Here is a 13,409-nt window from a genome sequence, read left to right as displayed (position 1 = left end):
TGGAAAATGCGTGTGGCGCGTGGCCGTCCGCTTAGTTCGCGGCATGGGTTGCGGCAGGGGCGGCGGCATCCTTGGCAGCCGCCACCTTGTTCTGCGGCGCAGAAGTCACGCTGACTTTCTGCCCCGGCACGGCGGCATTGACGCCACCAACAATGACGCGGTCTCCCGGCGTCAGACCTTCCACAATGTGCCAGTCGGCGCCCCGCATCGTGCCGGTTTGCACGGCGCGCGTTTCCACCACATCGTCCTGCCCAACCACCAGCACCTGGGGCTTGCCGTCGGTGCTGCGCGTGACGGCGCGCTGCGGCACCAGGATAGCTGCGGGGTCCACGCCCTGCCGCGTCAGCACGCGCACGTACATACCGGGCAGCAGCAAGATGTCGGAATTGGCGAATTCACCGCGTACGGCCACCTGGCCTGTGGTGCGATCCACGGCGATGTCCGAAAACAGCAGACGGCCATCACGCTTCTTGTCGGTGCCGTCGATAGTGATGGAAATGTTGGCGCCTTCGCTTGCCCCCAGGCTGCCGTCTTGCATCGCTGCGCGCATGCGCAACATGTCGGCCACCGGCTGATTGAAGTCCACATAGACCGGGTCCAGCTGCTGAATCTTTGCCATGACGGTGGCTTCGTTCTGCCCCACCAGCGCGCCTTCAGTCACTTGCGCCCGGCCGATACGGCCAGAGATCGGCGCTTTGACGGTGGCGTAATCCAGATTCAGCTGCGCGGTTTCCACGTCGGCTTGCGCCGAACGGCGCGCCGCCTGGGCACTCTTTAACGTGGTGTTGGCAGTGTCGAAATCCTGTTGGCTGACGGCTTCGATCTTGACCAGCGGCGCATAGCGGCGAACGATGGCCTGTGCGTCAGACACGGCGGCATCGGCCTTGGCCAATTCACCTTGCGCACGCGACAAAGCCGTTTTGAACGGCGCCGGATCAATGCGGAACAGCACATCACCCGCCTTCACATCGGCGCCTTCTTCGAAGTTGCGGCTAAGCACAATGCCCGCCACCCGCGCCCGAACCTCGGCCACCCGCATGGGTTCTACCCGGCCCGGCAGCGAGCTGGATAGCGCAAAGCGCTCTGGCTGAACCGCAAGCACCTGCACCGGGCGGGGTTCGGCCGCTTGCGAGTGCGCTTCTTGTTCGCCCCCGCAGCCCGCCAGCAAAATGGCCGTCAACAACACCGTCAGGGGCAGCCGCCGCCTAGCTTGTTCAAACATCATTTGATACCCCCGCCCGCGGCGACTGAACTCAATAAGACGCTGATGCTACCTTAATGACTGTTTTGAATCAATAATGATTCACCTGAAACTGTTAAGCGGCAATATTGATCTTCACAAGTCTTTACTTGCCAAATTGATGGACCTTTGCGCAAATTGAAGCAACCATGATTCAATCATGGTCATGGACTTCCAATACAAAATGGGGACGGGAAATGTCTGAGGATGTAGGGCACGAACGGATGTTGGTGGCGCTGGCGCTGGCAATGGTGGACCAGCCCCGCGCAACGTTGCAGGAACTGGCCAAAGCCGTCGGCGTCAGCAAGGCCACGCTCTACCGCTTCTGTCAGACGCGGGACCAGTTGGTCGTGCGGCTGATGACGCATTGCGCCCATGTGATGAAGCAGGCGCTGGCGGACTCGAATCTGTCATCCGCGCCTCCGCGTGACGCCCTGCGCAGCCTGATCGAACAGCATCTGGCGCACAAGGAGTTGACGGCTTTTCTGATCTACAACTGGAGGCCCGACACCGAGCTTGAACCCGACATCATGAACAGTTGGTCGGGTTACCAAGAAACGCTGGATGCGTTTTTTCTGCGCGGACAACGTGAAGGCGAATTCCGCGTGGACATCACGGCGGCCGCCTTGACAGAGCTATTGATCGCGGTGATCACCAGCATGGTGGACGCCGAGCGGCGCGGACGCGTCGCCCGGCTGGGCATTGCCCTGGTGGCCGAACAGATGATGCTGCATGGCATCGCAGCGGAGCAGGCGCCGGCGAAGAGCTGACCGGTTTCCTGCGTGCCGTGATCCGGGCCCGATGACCTTCAGGCGACTGCCACCGGGCGTCCGAAGAACGGATAGTTGGGATCGTTATAACCGTGGGTCGACGCATGGCCGGGGGTGACCCAGCCATCCACAATGGATTCGTCTTCGGGCGTGATCTTCACGTCTAGCGCCGCGTAGTAATCATCCATCTGCGCCAGCGTGCGCGGTCCGGCGATGACGGCACTAATGACTGGGTTGGCCAGCACCCAGGCGGTGGCGAAGTGGCCTGGCTGCACGCCGCGCGTGGCGCTGTGCTGCACCAGTTGCTGCGCGATCTGCAGGGATTCTTCACGGAACTCGGTAGCCAGAATGCGGCGGTCGCCGCGCCCGGCACGCGTGTCCGCCGCGGGCGCCTGGCCCGGCAGGTACTTGCCCGTCAACACGCCGCGCGCAATGGGGCTGTAAGGCACAACGCCCAGGCCGTAGTGCTTGCACGCCGGCAGGATTTCGACTTCCGGGCCGCGATTGAGCATGTTGTAGTACGGCTGGCACACGACCGGCTGCGGCACACCCATTTTTTCGCACAGGCGCATGACTTCGGCAATGCGCCAGCCGCGGAAATTCGACAGGCCAAAACTACGCAGCTTGCCAGCGCGGATCAGATCGCCCAATGCCCACAGCGCCTCTTCCAGATTTTCTTCGTGATAATCGCGATGCAGATACAGGATATCCATGAAATCCGTATCCATGCGGGACAGGCTTTGCTCCACGCCACGCATCAGCCATTGGCGCGAATAATGCGCCTGGTTCGGGCCTTTGCCGACCGGGTTGCCAATCTTGCTGGCAAGCACCCAATCGTGGCGCTGCCCTTTCAGCAGCTTGCCCACCACCTCTTCCGAACGGCCTTCGTTATAGACGTCAGCCGTATCAATGAAATTCAAACCATGATCCCGCGCCGACGCCACAATGCTGGCGGCCTCGGCATCAGGCGTTTGTTCTCCAAACATCATGGTGCCCAGACATAGCGGCGATACCCGTAGGTTGCTGGTTCCCAGTCGGCGGTAGTTCATGATTCGATTCCCTTTAGCGGATGCGGATGTCAGAGATGCCCGCCGTGCGGCTGGCGGGCAAACGGTATATGTTGCCCGAAAAACCCTGACACGCCGCAAAATTCACTACGCATCCACCGCCGCCAGAATCTTGCCGAAGAGCGCATCGGCATGCGCGCTGTTGAGCCAGCGCACAATCACCACCATCTTGCGTTCCGGCTCGACCCAGGTAAACGAACTGCCCGCACCCACGCCAAAGAAGCTCGACGCAGGCACGCTGGGAAACACGCGGCCTTCGTGGTTCAGCCAGATCAGGTACCCGTAGTACGGCGCGATATCGCACGGCGTGCGCATCGCTTTGATCCATTCGCGAGACAGGATCTGTTTGCCATTGGCCTGGCCATCATTCAACAGCATTTGGCCGATCAGCGCCTGATCGCGGGCGCTGATGGACATGCCGCCGCCCCAATGCGAGCCGCCGGGCACGGACGGCATGCGCTGGCCATCAATCTCGACCCACGCGGTGTCATAACCCACCCACTGCCAATCTTCGCTGGCGCCTATGGGACGCGTCACGGCTTCGCGGAAGACGTCGGGCAAAGGCTTGCGGAACAGATGCAGCAGCGCATAAGACAGCTGGTTGATCCGCACATCGTTGTATTCCCAGTACGTGCCGGGAGTTTGCAAAGGACGCGCATCGCCCTTCTTGCCGTCGGGCGGCACGCCAAACGTGACCGCGCGATAGCGGTCCGCCTGATCCGACACGCCAAAGCGTTCGCCTTCCCATTCGCTCGTCTGCTGCAACAGCTGACGCCACGTGATCTGGGCGTTCTGGCCTTCGTCGAAACCAATGCCCGGCACGCGCTTGCCCACGGGTTCGTCCACATCGGGCAACAGACCGCGGTCGTGCGCGACGCCGGCCAGAATTGCCAGATACATCTTGGCTACGCTGAACGTCAGGTCCGCGCGTTCGGGTTCGCCCCAGGACGCAACAGTCTTGCCGTCCACCACCACCACGCCGGACACCGGACCACGGTCATGGATCGGACCCAACAGGCGGTTCCATGGCGGCGGATCATTCAGGTGCACGCCAAACACACCCTTGACGCTGCGGTCCCAAGCCGATTCGTGATCATTGGCGAATTGGATCGCCTGCTGCATAAGCGTATTCATTATTTCCCTCTTTGTAGTTGCGACTCAGGCCGCCGCGCCGTCGGGCGTTTGGGCCAGAAATTCCATGGCGGCTTGCAGGCCGCCCTTGCGATGCGGAACTGCCGCAGCGGCCAGACCCATTTCCACGCCAGCCAGCGTGCCGCACAAGGTCAGATCGTTAAAGTGGCCCAGGTGGCCGATGCGGAACACGCGGTCGGTCAGCTTGCCCAGGCCCTGCCCCAGAGACATATCGAAGCGGTCCAGAATCACGCGGCGCAGCGCATCAGCGCTGTGTCCTTCGGGCATCAACACCGCCGTCAACGCGGGGCTGTGGGCGGACGGGTCCAGACTCAGCAGCTCCAGCCCCCAGCCCGCCACCGCCAGCCGAGTTGCTTGCGCATGCCGTTCATGACGCGCAAACACGCGCGCCAGACCTTCCTCTTGCAGCATGGCCAAGGCCTCATGCAAGCCGTACAGCATATTGGTGGACGGCGTGTACGGAAAATAGCCCTTGGCATTGGAGGTCAGCATCTCGCGCCAGTCCCAATACGACCGAGGCAAACGCGCCTGTTCGGTGGCGGCCAGCGCCCGCTCGCTGACCGCGTTGAACGCGAGGCCGGGCGGCAGCATCAGGCCCTTTTGCGAACCGGCGACCGTCACGTCCACGCCCCATTCATCGTGCCGGTAATCCACCGACCCCAGGGACGAAATCGTGTCCACCATCAGCAGCGCCGGATGCGCAGCACGGTCGATTGCGGCACGCACCGCCGCAATATCACTGGTGACGCCCGTGGAGGTTTCGTTATGCACCACGCACACCGCCTTGATGCGATGCTGCGTGTCTTCGGCCAAACGCGCGCCGATGACAGCGGCGTCCACCGGATGCCGCCAGTCACCCGCCACATAATCGACGTCCAGGCCCAAGCGGCCCGCCAGCTTTTGCCAGAGACTGGCGAAATGGCCGGTCTCCACCATCAGCACCCGATCGCCCGGCGACAGCGTATTGACCAGCGCGGCTTCCCAAGCCCCAGTGCCCGAGGACGGAAAAATCACAACGGGCCCTTGAGTCTGAAAGACCTGCTTTACCCCCGCCAGCACCGCCAGACCGAGTGCCCCGAACTCCGGCCCCCGGTGATCGATGGTGGGCTGGTCGATGGCGCGCAGGACGCGGTCAGGCACATTGGTCGGACCGGGAATTTGCAGAAAATGCCGGCCGGACGGGTGTTTATTCAGGGAAAGCATGCGTGGCCCCAAAGTGGATTTTTTGTATACCAACGGAAGTTGCATGGCGGACAAACCGCAATTGCCAATTTTGTGGACTTGCGGCATGCGCCACTCTATCCCATTGTTTTTGCGCCGATAACCTAGGGTATGCACCCATGATTCAAGTGCGGGGTACGGGTATATAGTCTCGAAAAACACGGGGAAACGTTGGTATACCAATGAGCAGCAATCCTAGCCTGATGCCAGTTCTGGCCGGGGCGGCGCACGCCGCATCGGCCGACGACTCAGCGGCGCAAAGCGTCCCGCCGGACGCCGCGCCGCAAGCGGCCGCACGCGCCGCTGGCAACGGCCGCACGCTGCCGGGCGCTGTCGCTGGCCAGCTGCGCGAACGCATCATTCAAGGTGAATTTCCGCCCGGCTCCCGGCTCAACGAGCGCGCCCTGTGCGATTTGCTTGGCGTCTCCCGCACCCCGATGCGCGAAGCTTTCCGGGTATTGGCGGCCGAAGGGCTGGTGCAGATTGAACCCAACCGGGGCGCGCAGGTTGTGGCGCTGTCCGAGACGAATATCCGCGAAGCGTTTGAAGTGATTGGCGGGCTGGAAGCCATGTCCTGCCGGCTGGCCTGCGAACGGGCGACGGATGTTGAGATCGCAGAGATCCGCGCACTGACCTACGAAATGATGGCCAGCCACGCCCGCCATGACCTGCCCACGTATTTCCGCACCAACCGCGAGATCCACGAACGGATCAGCCTGGCCTCCCACAACAGCCAGTTGAAACAGCTTTACGACGCGCAGAACGCGCGCATCCAGAACCTGCGTTTCGTGTCGAACGAAAACCGGCAGAAATGGGATCTGGCCATGCGCGAACACATTGAGATGGCCGAGGCACTGGACGCGCGCGACGCAGACCGGCTGGCGGGCATCATGCGTCAGCACCTGCAACGCAAATGCGAGGCCGCGCTGAAAAGCCTGGATCGCGCAGCCGTGCAATCGTCTGAAACTGGTTGAGTTCACCTCCCAGCGCACGGACGAGAACAATAAGAACCAGGGTGGCGCGGCCCGGAGCGAGATGATGGATACGCAGTACATGTAGTGCCTTCCACAGGAGCCTTCACCATGGCTGATTGCCGCTTCACACCCGTCTCACCCGCGTTGTCGTTCTGCCGCATCACCCCGCTCCGCGCGCTTGCCGCCGCGCTGCTCGCTTGCGCCACGCTGGCCTCTCAGCCTGTGTTCGCAGGCAAGAAGGACGACACCTTGCGCATGGCTTATGACCAGGCGCCGGAAAGCGTAGACCCCTACTACAACAACGTGCGGATCGGCGTCATCATTGCCGCCAACGTCTGGGACACGCTGCTGTACCGCGACCCGGTCACCAACGAGTACAAGGGGCAGCTGGCCAAGAGCTGGAAACAGGTCGATGACAAGACCATGGAATTCGAGCTGCGCGAAGGCGTGAAATTCCACAATGGCGAACCGTTCGACGCGGATTCCGTGGTCTACACGCTGAACTACGTGGCGGACCCGAAGAACAAGGCCGTGACGCAGCAGAACGTGGCCTGGATCGACAAGGTCGAAAAGATAGATCAGTACAAAGTGCGGCTGACAACCAAAGAGCCGTTCCCGGGCGCTAAGGAATACCTGTCCACCACCGTGGCCATCCACCCCGCCAAGTATTACCAGGAAGTCGGCCCCAAGGGCATGAACGCCAAGCCCGTCGGCTCGGGTCCGTACAAAGTCACTGATTACCAGCCCGGCAAGTCCATCACCCTGGAACGCAACACCGACTACTTCAAGGATTCGCCCAAGGCGCAACCCAAGATCGGCAAGGTCGTCATTCGCTTCATCCCTGACCGCCAGACGCAAATGGCCGAGGTCATCTCGGGCGGCGAAGATCTGATCATGAGCGTGCCCAAGGATCAGGCCGAGCAGCTGGGCGGAATGCCTAACTTGCAGATGGTGACGGGCAAGACGATGCGCATCGTCTTCATGCAAATGAACATTCAGGAAGGCACGCCTGCACCGCAGCTGAAAGACGAGCGCGTGCGCAAAGCCATCATTCACGCGATCGACCGCGAATCGATGCTGAAGAACATCGTGGGTGATGGCGGCGGCCTCATCAACACCATTTGCACCCCGTCGCAGGCTGGTTGCACGCAAGAAGGCATCGAGACCTATAAGTACGATCCGGCGCTGTCGAAAAAGCTGCTGGCCGAAGCCGGTTTTCCCAATGGCTTCGACATCGACATCGTGGCTTATCGGGAACGCAACCAGACAGAAGCCATCATCAACTATCTGCAAGCCGTTGGCATACGCGCCAAGCTGAACTTTCTGCAGTACGCCGCCATGCGCGACATGATCCGCGGCAACAAGGCTTCACTGACCCATCAGACCTGGGCATCGAACCTGGTCAACGATGTGTCTGCATCTACACCCGTGTACTTTGCCTTCGGCAACGACGACGTCACCCGCGATCCGCAAGTGCGCGACCTGCTCGGCAAGGGTGATCACACCATTGAAAGCGGCGCGCGCAACGCCGCCTACAAGGAAGCGCTGGACATCATTGCGAAGAAAGCCTACGCCGTGCCGTTGTGGACGCTGCCTGCCTACTACGTCACCACCAAAGACGTGAACTTCGCTCCCTATTCGGACGAACTCGTCCGTTTCTGGGACATGAGCTGGAAGTAAGGCGCAGGGTCGCGCCGGGCTGGCCAGCCGCCAGCCCGGCGTTCGGAAACGAATAAGGAAGTCCTATGCTGTATTTCACGATCAGGCGCCTGGGCCTGGCGCTGCTGGTGGCGCTGACCGTATCGATCCTGGCATTCCTGCTGCTGCATTTGTCTGGCGATCCTGCCCTGGCGCTGGCGGGCGAAGGCGCGCGCCAGGCCGACATTGACATGATCCGCAAGACCTACGGCCTGGACCGGCCGCTGGCGGTGCAATACGCCGACTGGCTGTGGCACATTCTGCAAGGCGACTTCGGCACATCCGTGTACTTCAAGACCGAAGCGGGGCCGCTGATTCTGTCCAAGCTCAAGACCACCTTGCAACTGGGCATGGGCGCGCTGGCCTTTGCGCTGTTGATCTCCATTCCGCTGGGCGTGCTGGCCGCCATCTACAAAGGCAGCTTTATCGACCGCATTTGCCTGGCCATTGCCGTGCTGGGACAAGCGCTACCGAACTTTTTCTTTGCGCTGATCCTGATCATGATTTTCTCGATCTCGCTGCGCGTGCTGCCCGTGTCTGGCAGCGGCACCTGGCAGCATTTCGTGATGCCCGCCATTGCGCTGGGCTACTACGTGGCGCCCGCCTTCATGCGTCTGATCCGCGCCGGCATGATTGAAGTGCTGGGCGCAGACTACATCCGCACGGCGCGCGCCAAGGGTTTGCCGGCCCGCAAGATCATCTTCAAGCATGCGCTGCGCAATGCCATCGTGCCCGTGGTGGCGCTGGCGGCGGTGCAACTGGGGTATCTGCTGGGCGGCTCGGTGGTCATTGAAACCATCTACGCGCTGGACGGCCTGGGGTATCTCGCCTACCAGAGCATTACGTACAAGGACTACCCCGTGATGCAGCTGATCGTGCTGCTGCTGTCCGTGCTGTACGTGATGCTGACGCTTGCCGCCGATATCGCCAACGCGTGGCTTGATCCGCGCATCCGGGTGTCCTGATATGACCACGCCTAGTCTTATTCCTTCCGTACCGGGCGCGCCCGCAGCCGCTCCCATTGAGCTGTCCACGTCGACGCTGCGCTGGCGCCGCCTGCGCCGCAACAAAGCCTTGCTGGCCGGTGGCGGCATTCTGGCAATCATCATGCTGATTGCGCTGTTTGCGCCTTGGATATCTCCACACGATCCCTATTTTCAGGATCTGGCCTATCGCACCGTGCCGCCCGTCTGGTACGAGAAAGGCACGTGGCTGCATCCTTTGGGCACTGACCAGTTGGGCCGTGACTATCTGTCCCGCCTGTTCTACGGCGCCCGCATTTCTCTGTTGATCGGCATCAGCGTGGCGCTGATATCCGGGATTATCGGCACCGCGATGGGCATGGCGGCTGGCTACTTTGGCGGCAAGGTGGACATGGCCGTGTCGTTCCTGATCACCACGCGGCTGTCCATGCCGGTCATCCTGGTGGCGCTGGCTACCGTAGCGATCGTGGGCGGGTCCTTGTGGGTAGTGATTCTGGTGCTGGGTCTGTTGAAGTGGGACCGCTACGCCGTTGTTATGCGCAGCGCCACGCAGCAGGTCCGCTCGCTGGAATACGTGGCCGCAGCGCAAGCCGCTGGCGCGTCAACCTGGCGCATTGTGTGGGGTGAAGTGCTGCCCAACGTGGTGCCGCAACTGATTGTGATTGCGACACTCGAAGCCGCCAGTGCCATTCTGCTTGAAGCCTCGCTGTCCTTCCTGGGCCTGGGCGTGCAACCGCCGCTGCCCTCGTGGGGTTTGATGATCTCTGAAGCGAAGGCCTATATGTTCTTCTCGTTCTGGCTGATTGCCATCCCAGGCTCGGCACTGGCGCTGTTGATCTTTGCGATCAATCTGGCGGGCGACGGATTGCATCAACTGCTGACCCCTGAAGAGAGGGCCTGACCATGAACGACAAGGAAATTGTTCTGGACGTGCAAGGACTGACCGTCGATATCGGCACCCCGCGCGGCACATTGCACGCGGTGCGAGACGTGTCGTTTCAGGTCAAGCGCGGCGAAACGCTGTGTTTGGTGGGCGAATCCGGTTGCGGCAAGTCGATGACGTCGCTGGCGATCATGGGTTTGCTGCCCCGTGCTGCCAAACGCAGTACGCGCCGCCTGGCGCTGTTGGGCGAAGACCTGTCGACCGCACGCGGCAAGCGGATCAATGCGCTGCGCGGCAGCAAGATGGGCATGATTTTTCAGGAGCCGATGACGGCGCTCAACCCCGCTTACGCCATCGGCGAACAACTGACCGAGCACTACATTCACCACCTGCACGCCAGCAAACAACAAGCCCGCGACCGCGCCGTTGAGCTGCTGGAAAAGGTGGGCATTGCCTCGGCCGGACAACGGCTGACGCAGTATCCGCATCAGCTATCGGGCGGCCTGCGCCAGCGCGTCATGATCGCGATGGCGCTGATGTGCGGCCCGGAATTGCTGATCGCCGACGAACCCAGCACTGCGCTGGACGTGACCATCCAGGCGCAGATTCTGCGCCTGCTGGCCGACTTGCAAGCCGAGCTCGGCATCGCCATGGTGCTGATCACCCATGACCTGGGCGTGGTGGCGCGCATTGCCCAACAGGTCGCCGTGATGTATGCGGGCCAGATCGTTGAAGAAGGCCCCGTTCACGATATCTTCGCGACACCGCGCCATCCGTACACGCAAGGCTTGCTGGGCTGTATCCCCGTCCCCGGACGCACGCCGCCCGGAGAATCGCTGGGCACAATACCCGGCGTGGTGCCGTCGCTGGTGGGCGACCTGCGCGGCTGCGCCTTTGTGGATCGTTGCCGCTACGCCCAGCCGCAGTGCCGCGACACCATCCCCATCTACGGTCATCCGCCAGAGCAGCAATGGCGCTGCATCCGCCATGAAGAAGGAGTGCTGGCATGAGCGCGCTTTTGCAAGCCGATGCAGTGAGCCGGCAATTTTCCATCCGCTCCGGCATGTTCCGGCCGCGCAGCACCTTGCATGCGGTCAATGGCGTGGACCTGGCGGTGGAGCGCGGAGCCGTGTTGGGCATCGTCGGCGAATCGGGCTGCGGCAAGTCCACGCTGGCCCGCATGCTGCTGGGCCTGACGCCGCCCACCGCCGGAGCCATCCGCCTGGAGGGCCAAGACATCCGTCAGATGGACCGCCGCGCCCTGGCGCGCCGCGTCCAGCCGATATTTCAAGACCCGTATTCATCGCTCAACCCGCGCCGCTCGATCGCGTCCATCGTGTCGCTGCCGCTGGAAGTGCATGGCATTGCCAACGCCAAGATGCACAAGGCCATCGAAATGCTTGAACGGGTCGGCCTGCCGTCCCGGCTGGCACACAACACACCGGGCCAATTGTCCGGCGGACAACGGCAACGCGTGGCCATTGCGCGCGCACTGGTCATGAACCCCGAAATCGTCATCTGCGACGAACCCACATCGGCGCTGGACGTGTCGGTGCAGGCGCAGATCATGAATCTGCTGATGGAATTGCGGCGCGAGTTCAACCTGACTTATGTGTTCATCAGCCACAACCTGGCCGTGGTGGAACACATAGCCACGGATGTGGCCGTGATGTACTTAGGCCGCGTCGTGGAATCCGCGCCCACCGCAAAACTGTTCCACGATCCACGCCATCCCTATACGCAAGCGCTGCTGGCCTCGGTGCTGACGCCTGAGCCTGGTCTGGGCATTCCCGACATGGGGCTGGGCCTTTCATTTCCAGACCCCTTGCATCCGCCGCCGGGCTGCCCCTTTCACCCGCGTTGCCAATACGCCATGGCGCAGTGCAAAACCGAGCGCCCCGCGCTCACGTTGCGCGACGAATCCGTGGTGGCCTGCCACCTGTACCCGTCTGCCTCTTCCCCCAACGGAGCCCAACCATCATGACCCGTGAGCAAGCCCTCGCCCAAGCGGAACATTGTTTTGATTCGGGCGCCTTCCGCGCGCTGCTGGCTCGCCGGCTGGCGGTGCCAACCGAAAGCCAGAATCCCGAACGCGCCGCCGTACTGGCCAGCTATCTGGAAACCGAAATCCGTCCGGCGTTCGAAGCATTGGGCTTCACCTGCCGCACGCTGACGCACCCCAAGGCGCTGGCGCCCTTTCTATACGCCGAACGCATCGAGGACGCTGCGCTGCCCACCGTGCTGGGCTACGGTCACGGCGACGTGATCCGCGGACTGGAAAAAGAATGGAAAGAAGGTCTTACGCCCTGGGCGCTGACGGAGGCCGAAGGCCGCTGGTATGGCCGCGGCATTGCCGACAACAAGGGCCAGCACACGATCAATATGGAAGCGCTGCGGCTGGTGCTGGAAACGCGCGGCAAGCTGGGCTTTAACGCCAAATACCTGATCGAGATGGGTGAAGAAACCGGATCGATGGGCTTGCGCGAGCTGTGCGCCGAACACCGCGAGATGCTGTCGGCCGACCTGCTGATTGCATCCGATGGTCCGCGCCTGTCCGCCAATCGACCCACTATTTTTTTAGGCGCGCGCGGCAGTCTGAATTTTGACTTGTCCATCGAAGCGCGTGAGGGTGGCCATCACTCAGGTAACTGGGGCGGCCTGATCTCCAATCCGGGCATCCAACTGGCTCACGCGATATCAAGCATCGTATCGCCCACGGGCCAGATCCGTATTTCGGAATGGGTACCCGCCGAGCTGCCCGCCGCAGTGCGCCGCGCGCTGGCGGACTGCCAGGTCGATGGCGGCGCGGACGGCCCCGAGATTGAACCGGACTGGGGCGAACCGGGGCTGTCACCCGCCGAGCGCGTGTTTGGCTGGTGTTCGTTCGAGGTGCTGGCCTATAAAACCGGCAACCCGGAAACGCCCGTCAACGCCATCCCGCCGCGCGCCTGGGCCCGTTGCCAGCTGCGCTTTGTGGTGGGCGTGGACCCCGAGGATCTGTTGCCTGCGCTGCGCCGCCACCTGGATCGGCACGGCTTTTCGATGGTCAAGATTTCGCTCACGCGGGAATCCATGTTCTGCGCCACGCGCATCGATCCGGATGACGCCTGGGTGCAATGGGCGGTGGATTCTCTGGAACGCACGTCTGGCGAAAAAACCGCGCTGTTGCCCAACCTGGGCGGCTCCTTGCCCAATGACATCTTCACGGATGTGCTGGGCCTGCGCACGATCTGGGTGCCGCACTCCTACCCCGGCTGCTCGCAACATGCGCCCAACGAACACCTGCCGCCGGAATTGCTGCGCCAGGCGCTGGGGCTGATGACCGGGCTGTACTGGGATCTGGGCGCGGGCGGCACGCCCGCCGTCTCGCGTTAAGCGTCAAAGCGGGCGCGCCCGCTTTCTCCGCAGCTGGCTCGGGGGC

At 62.3% G+C, this 13,409-nt stretch carries 12 protein-coding genes; 8 read left to right on the top strand and 4 right to left on the bottom strand.

Annotated features, from left to right (window positions below; all coding sequences use genetic code 11):
* Positions 1–31 precede the first annotated feature (31 nt).
* Positions 32–1,222, bottom strand: coding sequence for an efflux RND transporter periplasmic adaptor subunit (locus RAS12_RS05155; RefSeq protein WP_371321291.1), 1,191 nt, complete (start codon positions 1,220–1,222; stop codon positions 32–34).
* Between the two features lie 215 nt (positions 1,223–1,437).
* Here RAS12_RS05155 and RAS12_RS05150 point away from each other — a divergent pair, with 215 nt between their 5' ends.
* Complete coding sequence (locus RAS12_RS05150; RefSeq protein WP_306945783.1) at positions 1,438–2,010, top strand: TetR/AcrR family transcriptional regulator; 573 nt, start codon at positions 1,438–1,440, stop codon at positions 2,008–2,010.
* A gap of 38 nt (positions 2,011–2,048) precedes the next feature.
* Here the strand turns inward: RAS12_RS05150 and RAS12_RS05145 are convergent, their stop codons facing one another.
* From RAS12_RS05145 to RAS12_RS05135, 3 genes are all read right to left on the bottom strand, one after another.
* Positions 2,049–3,059: an aldo/keto reductase gene (locus RAS12_RS05145; protein WP_306945781.1), complete on the bottom strand. Its 1,011-nt coding sequence runs from the start codon at positions 3,057–3,059 to the stop codon at positions 2,049–2,051.
* A 105-nt stretch (positions 3,060–3,164) separates the two neighbouring features.
* Positions 3,165–4,211: a serine hydrolase domain-containing protein gene (locus tag RAS12_RS05140; RefSeq protein ID WP_306945779.1), complete on the bottom strand. Its 1,047-nt coding sequence runs from the start codon at positions 4,209–4,211 to the stop codon at positions 3,165–3,167.
* Positions 4,212–4,235: 24 nt separating this feature from the next.
* On the bottom strand, positions 4,236–5,432 hold the full coding sequence (locus tag RAS12_RS05135) for a pyridoxal-phosphate-dependent aminotransferase family protein (protein ID WP_306945776.1): 1,197 nt from the start codon (positions 5,430–5,432) through the stop codon (positions 4,236–4,238).
* Positions 5,433–5,653: 221 nt separating this feature from the next.
* On the opposite strand from RAS12_RS05135, the gene RAS12_RS05130 reads away from it, so the two are divergent.
* The 7 genes from RAS12_RS05130 (at position 5,654) to RAS12_RS05100 (ending at position 13,363) form a co-directional block, all read left to right on the top strand.
* Entirely contained in the window at positions 5,654–6,424 is a 771-nt protein-coding gene (locus tag RAS12_RS05130) for a GntR family transcriptional regulator (RefSeq protein WP_306951309.1), read from the top strand.
* A 108-nt stretch (positions 6,425–6,532) separates the two neighbouring features.
* Positions 6,533–8,104 (top strand): ABC transporter substrate-binding protein, encoded by a 1,572-nt coding sequence (locus RAS12_RS05125; protein WP_306945774.1) that lies wholly within the window; start codon positions 6,533–6,535, stop codon positions 8,102–8,104.
* Positions 8,105–8,169: 65 nt separating this feature from the next.
* Entirely contained in the window at positions 8,170–9,087 is a 918-nt protein-coding gene (locus RAS12_RS05120; RefSeq protein WP_306945772.1) for an ABC transporter permease, read from the top strand.
* Between the two features lies 1 nt (position 9,088).
* Entirely contained in the window at positions 9,089–10,006 is a 918-nt protein-coding gene (locus tag RAS12_RS05115) for an ABC transporter permease (protein ID WP_306945770.1), read from the top strand.
* Positions 10,007–10,008: 2 nt separating this feature from the next.
* On the top strand, positions 10,009–10,998 hold the full coding sequence (locus RAS12_RS05110) for an ABC transporter ATP-binding protein (protein ID WP_306945768.1): 990 nt from the start codon (positions 10,009–10,011) through the stop codon (positions 10,996–10,998).
* The gene (locus tag RAS12_RS05105; RefSeq protein ID WP_306945766.1) at positions 10,995–11,972 is read left to right on the top strand and encodes an ABC transporter ATP-binding protein; all 978 of its coding nucleotides are present in this window, start codon (positions 10,995–10,997) and stop codon (positions 11,970–11,972) included. Before RAS12_RS05110 ends, RAS12_RS05105 begins: the two co-directional genes overlap by 4 nt.
* A complete protein-coding gene (locus RAS12_RS05100) occupies positions 11,969–13,363 on the top strand; it encodes a M20 family metallopeptidase (RefSeq protein WP_306945763.1) in 1,395 nt (464 codons plus the stop codon). Before RAS12_RS05105 ends, RAS12_RS05100 begins: the two co-directional genes overlap by 4 nt.
* Positions 13,364–13,409 lie beyond the last annotated feature (46 nt).

Source organism: Achromobacter seleniivolatilans (assembly GCF_030864005.1).
GTDB classification, from domain to species: domain Bacteria; phylum Pseudomonadota; class Gammaproteobacteria; order Burkholderiales; family Burkholderiaceae_B; genus Achromobacter; species Achromobacter seleniivolatilans.
Note: the sequence above shows the minus strand (reverse complement) of the source record. Positions and strands in the feature narration are given on the sequence as shown.

Excerpts from the sequence above, each read along its gene's own strand:
- RAS12_RS05155 (WP_371321291.1), bottom strand. The coding sequence starts at position 1,222 with ATGTTTGAACAAGCTAGGCGGCGGCTGCCCCTGACGGTGTTGTTGACG.
- RAS12_RS05150 (WP_306945783.1), top strand. The coding sequence starts at position 1,438 with ATGTCTGAGGATGTAGGGCACGAACGGATGTTGGTGGCGCTGGCGCTG.
- RAS12_RS05145 (WP_306945781.1), bottom strand. The coding sequence starts at position 3,059 with ATGAACTACCGCCGACTGGGAACCAGCAACCTACGGGTATCGCCGCTA.
- RAS12_RS05140 (WP_306945779.1), bottom strand. The coding sequence starts at position 4,211 with ATGAATACGCTTATGCAGCAGGCGATCCAATTCGCCAATGATCACGAA.
- RAS12_RS05135 (WP_306945776.1), bottom strand. The coding sequence starts at position 5,432 with ATGCTTTCCCTGAATAAACACCCGTCCGGCCGGCATTTTCTGCAAATT.
- RAS12_RS05130 (WP_306951309.1), top strand. The coding sequence starts at position 5,654 with ATGCCAGTTCTGGCCGGGGCGGCGCACGCCGCATCGGCCGACGACTCA.
- RAS12_RS05125 (WP_306945774.1), top strand. The coding sequence starts at position 6,533 with ATGGCTGATTGCCGCTTCACACCCGTCTCACCCGCGTTGTCGTTCTGC.
- RAS12_RS05120 (WP_306945772.1), top strand. The coding sequence starts at position 8,170 with ATGCTGTATTTCACGATCAGGCGCCTGGGCCTGGCGCTGCTGGTGGCG.
- RAS12_RS05115 (WP_306945770.1), top strand. The coding sequence starts at position 9,089 with ATGACCACGCCTAGTCTTATTCCTTCCGTACCGGGCGCGCCCGCAGCC.
- RAS12_RS05110 (WP_306945768.1), top strand. The coding sequence starts at position 10,009 with ATGAACGACAAGGAAATTGTTCTGGACGTGCAAGGACTGACCGTCGAT.
- RAS12_RS05105 (WP_306945766.1), top strand. The coding sequence starts at position 10,995 with ATGAGCGCGCTTTTGCAAGCCGATGCAGTGAGCCGGCAATTTTCCATC.
- RAS12_RS05100 (WP_306945763.1), top strand. The coding sequence starts at position 11,969 with ATGACCCGTGAGCAAGCCCTCGCCCAAGCGGAACATTGTTTTGATTCG.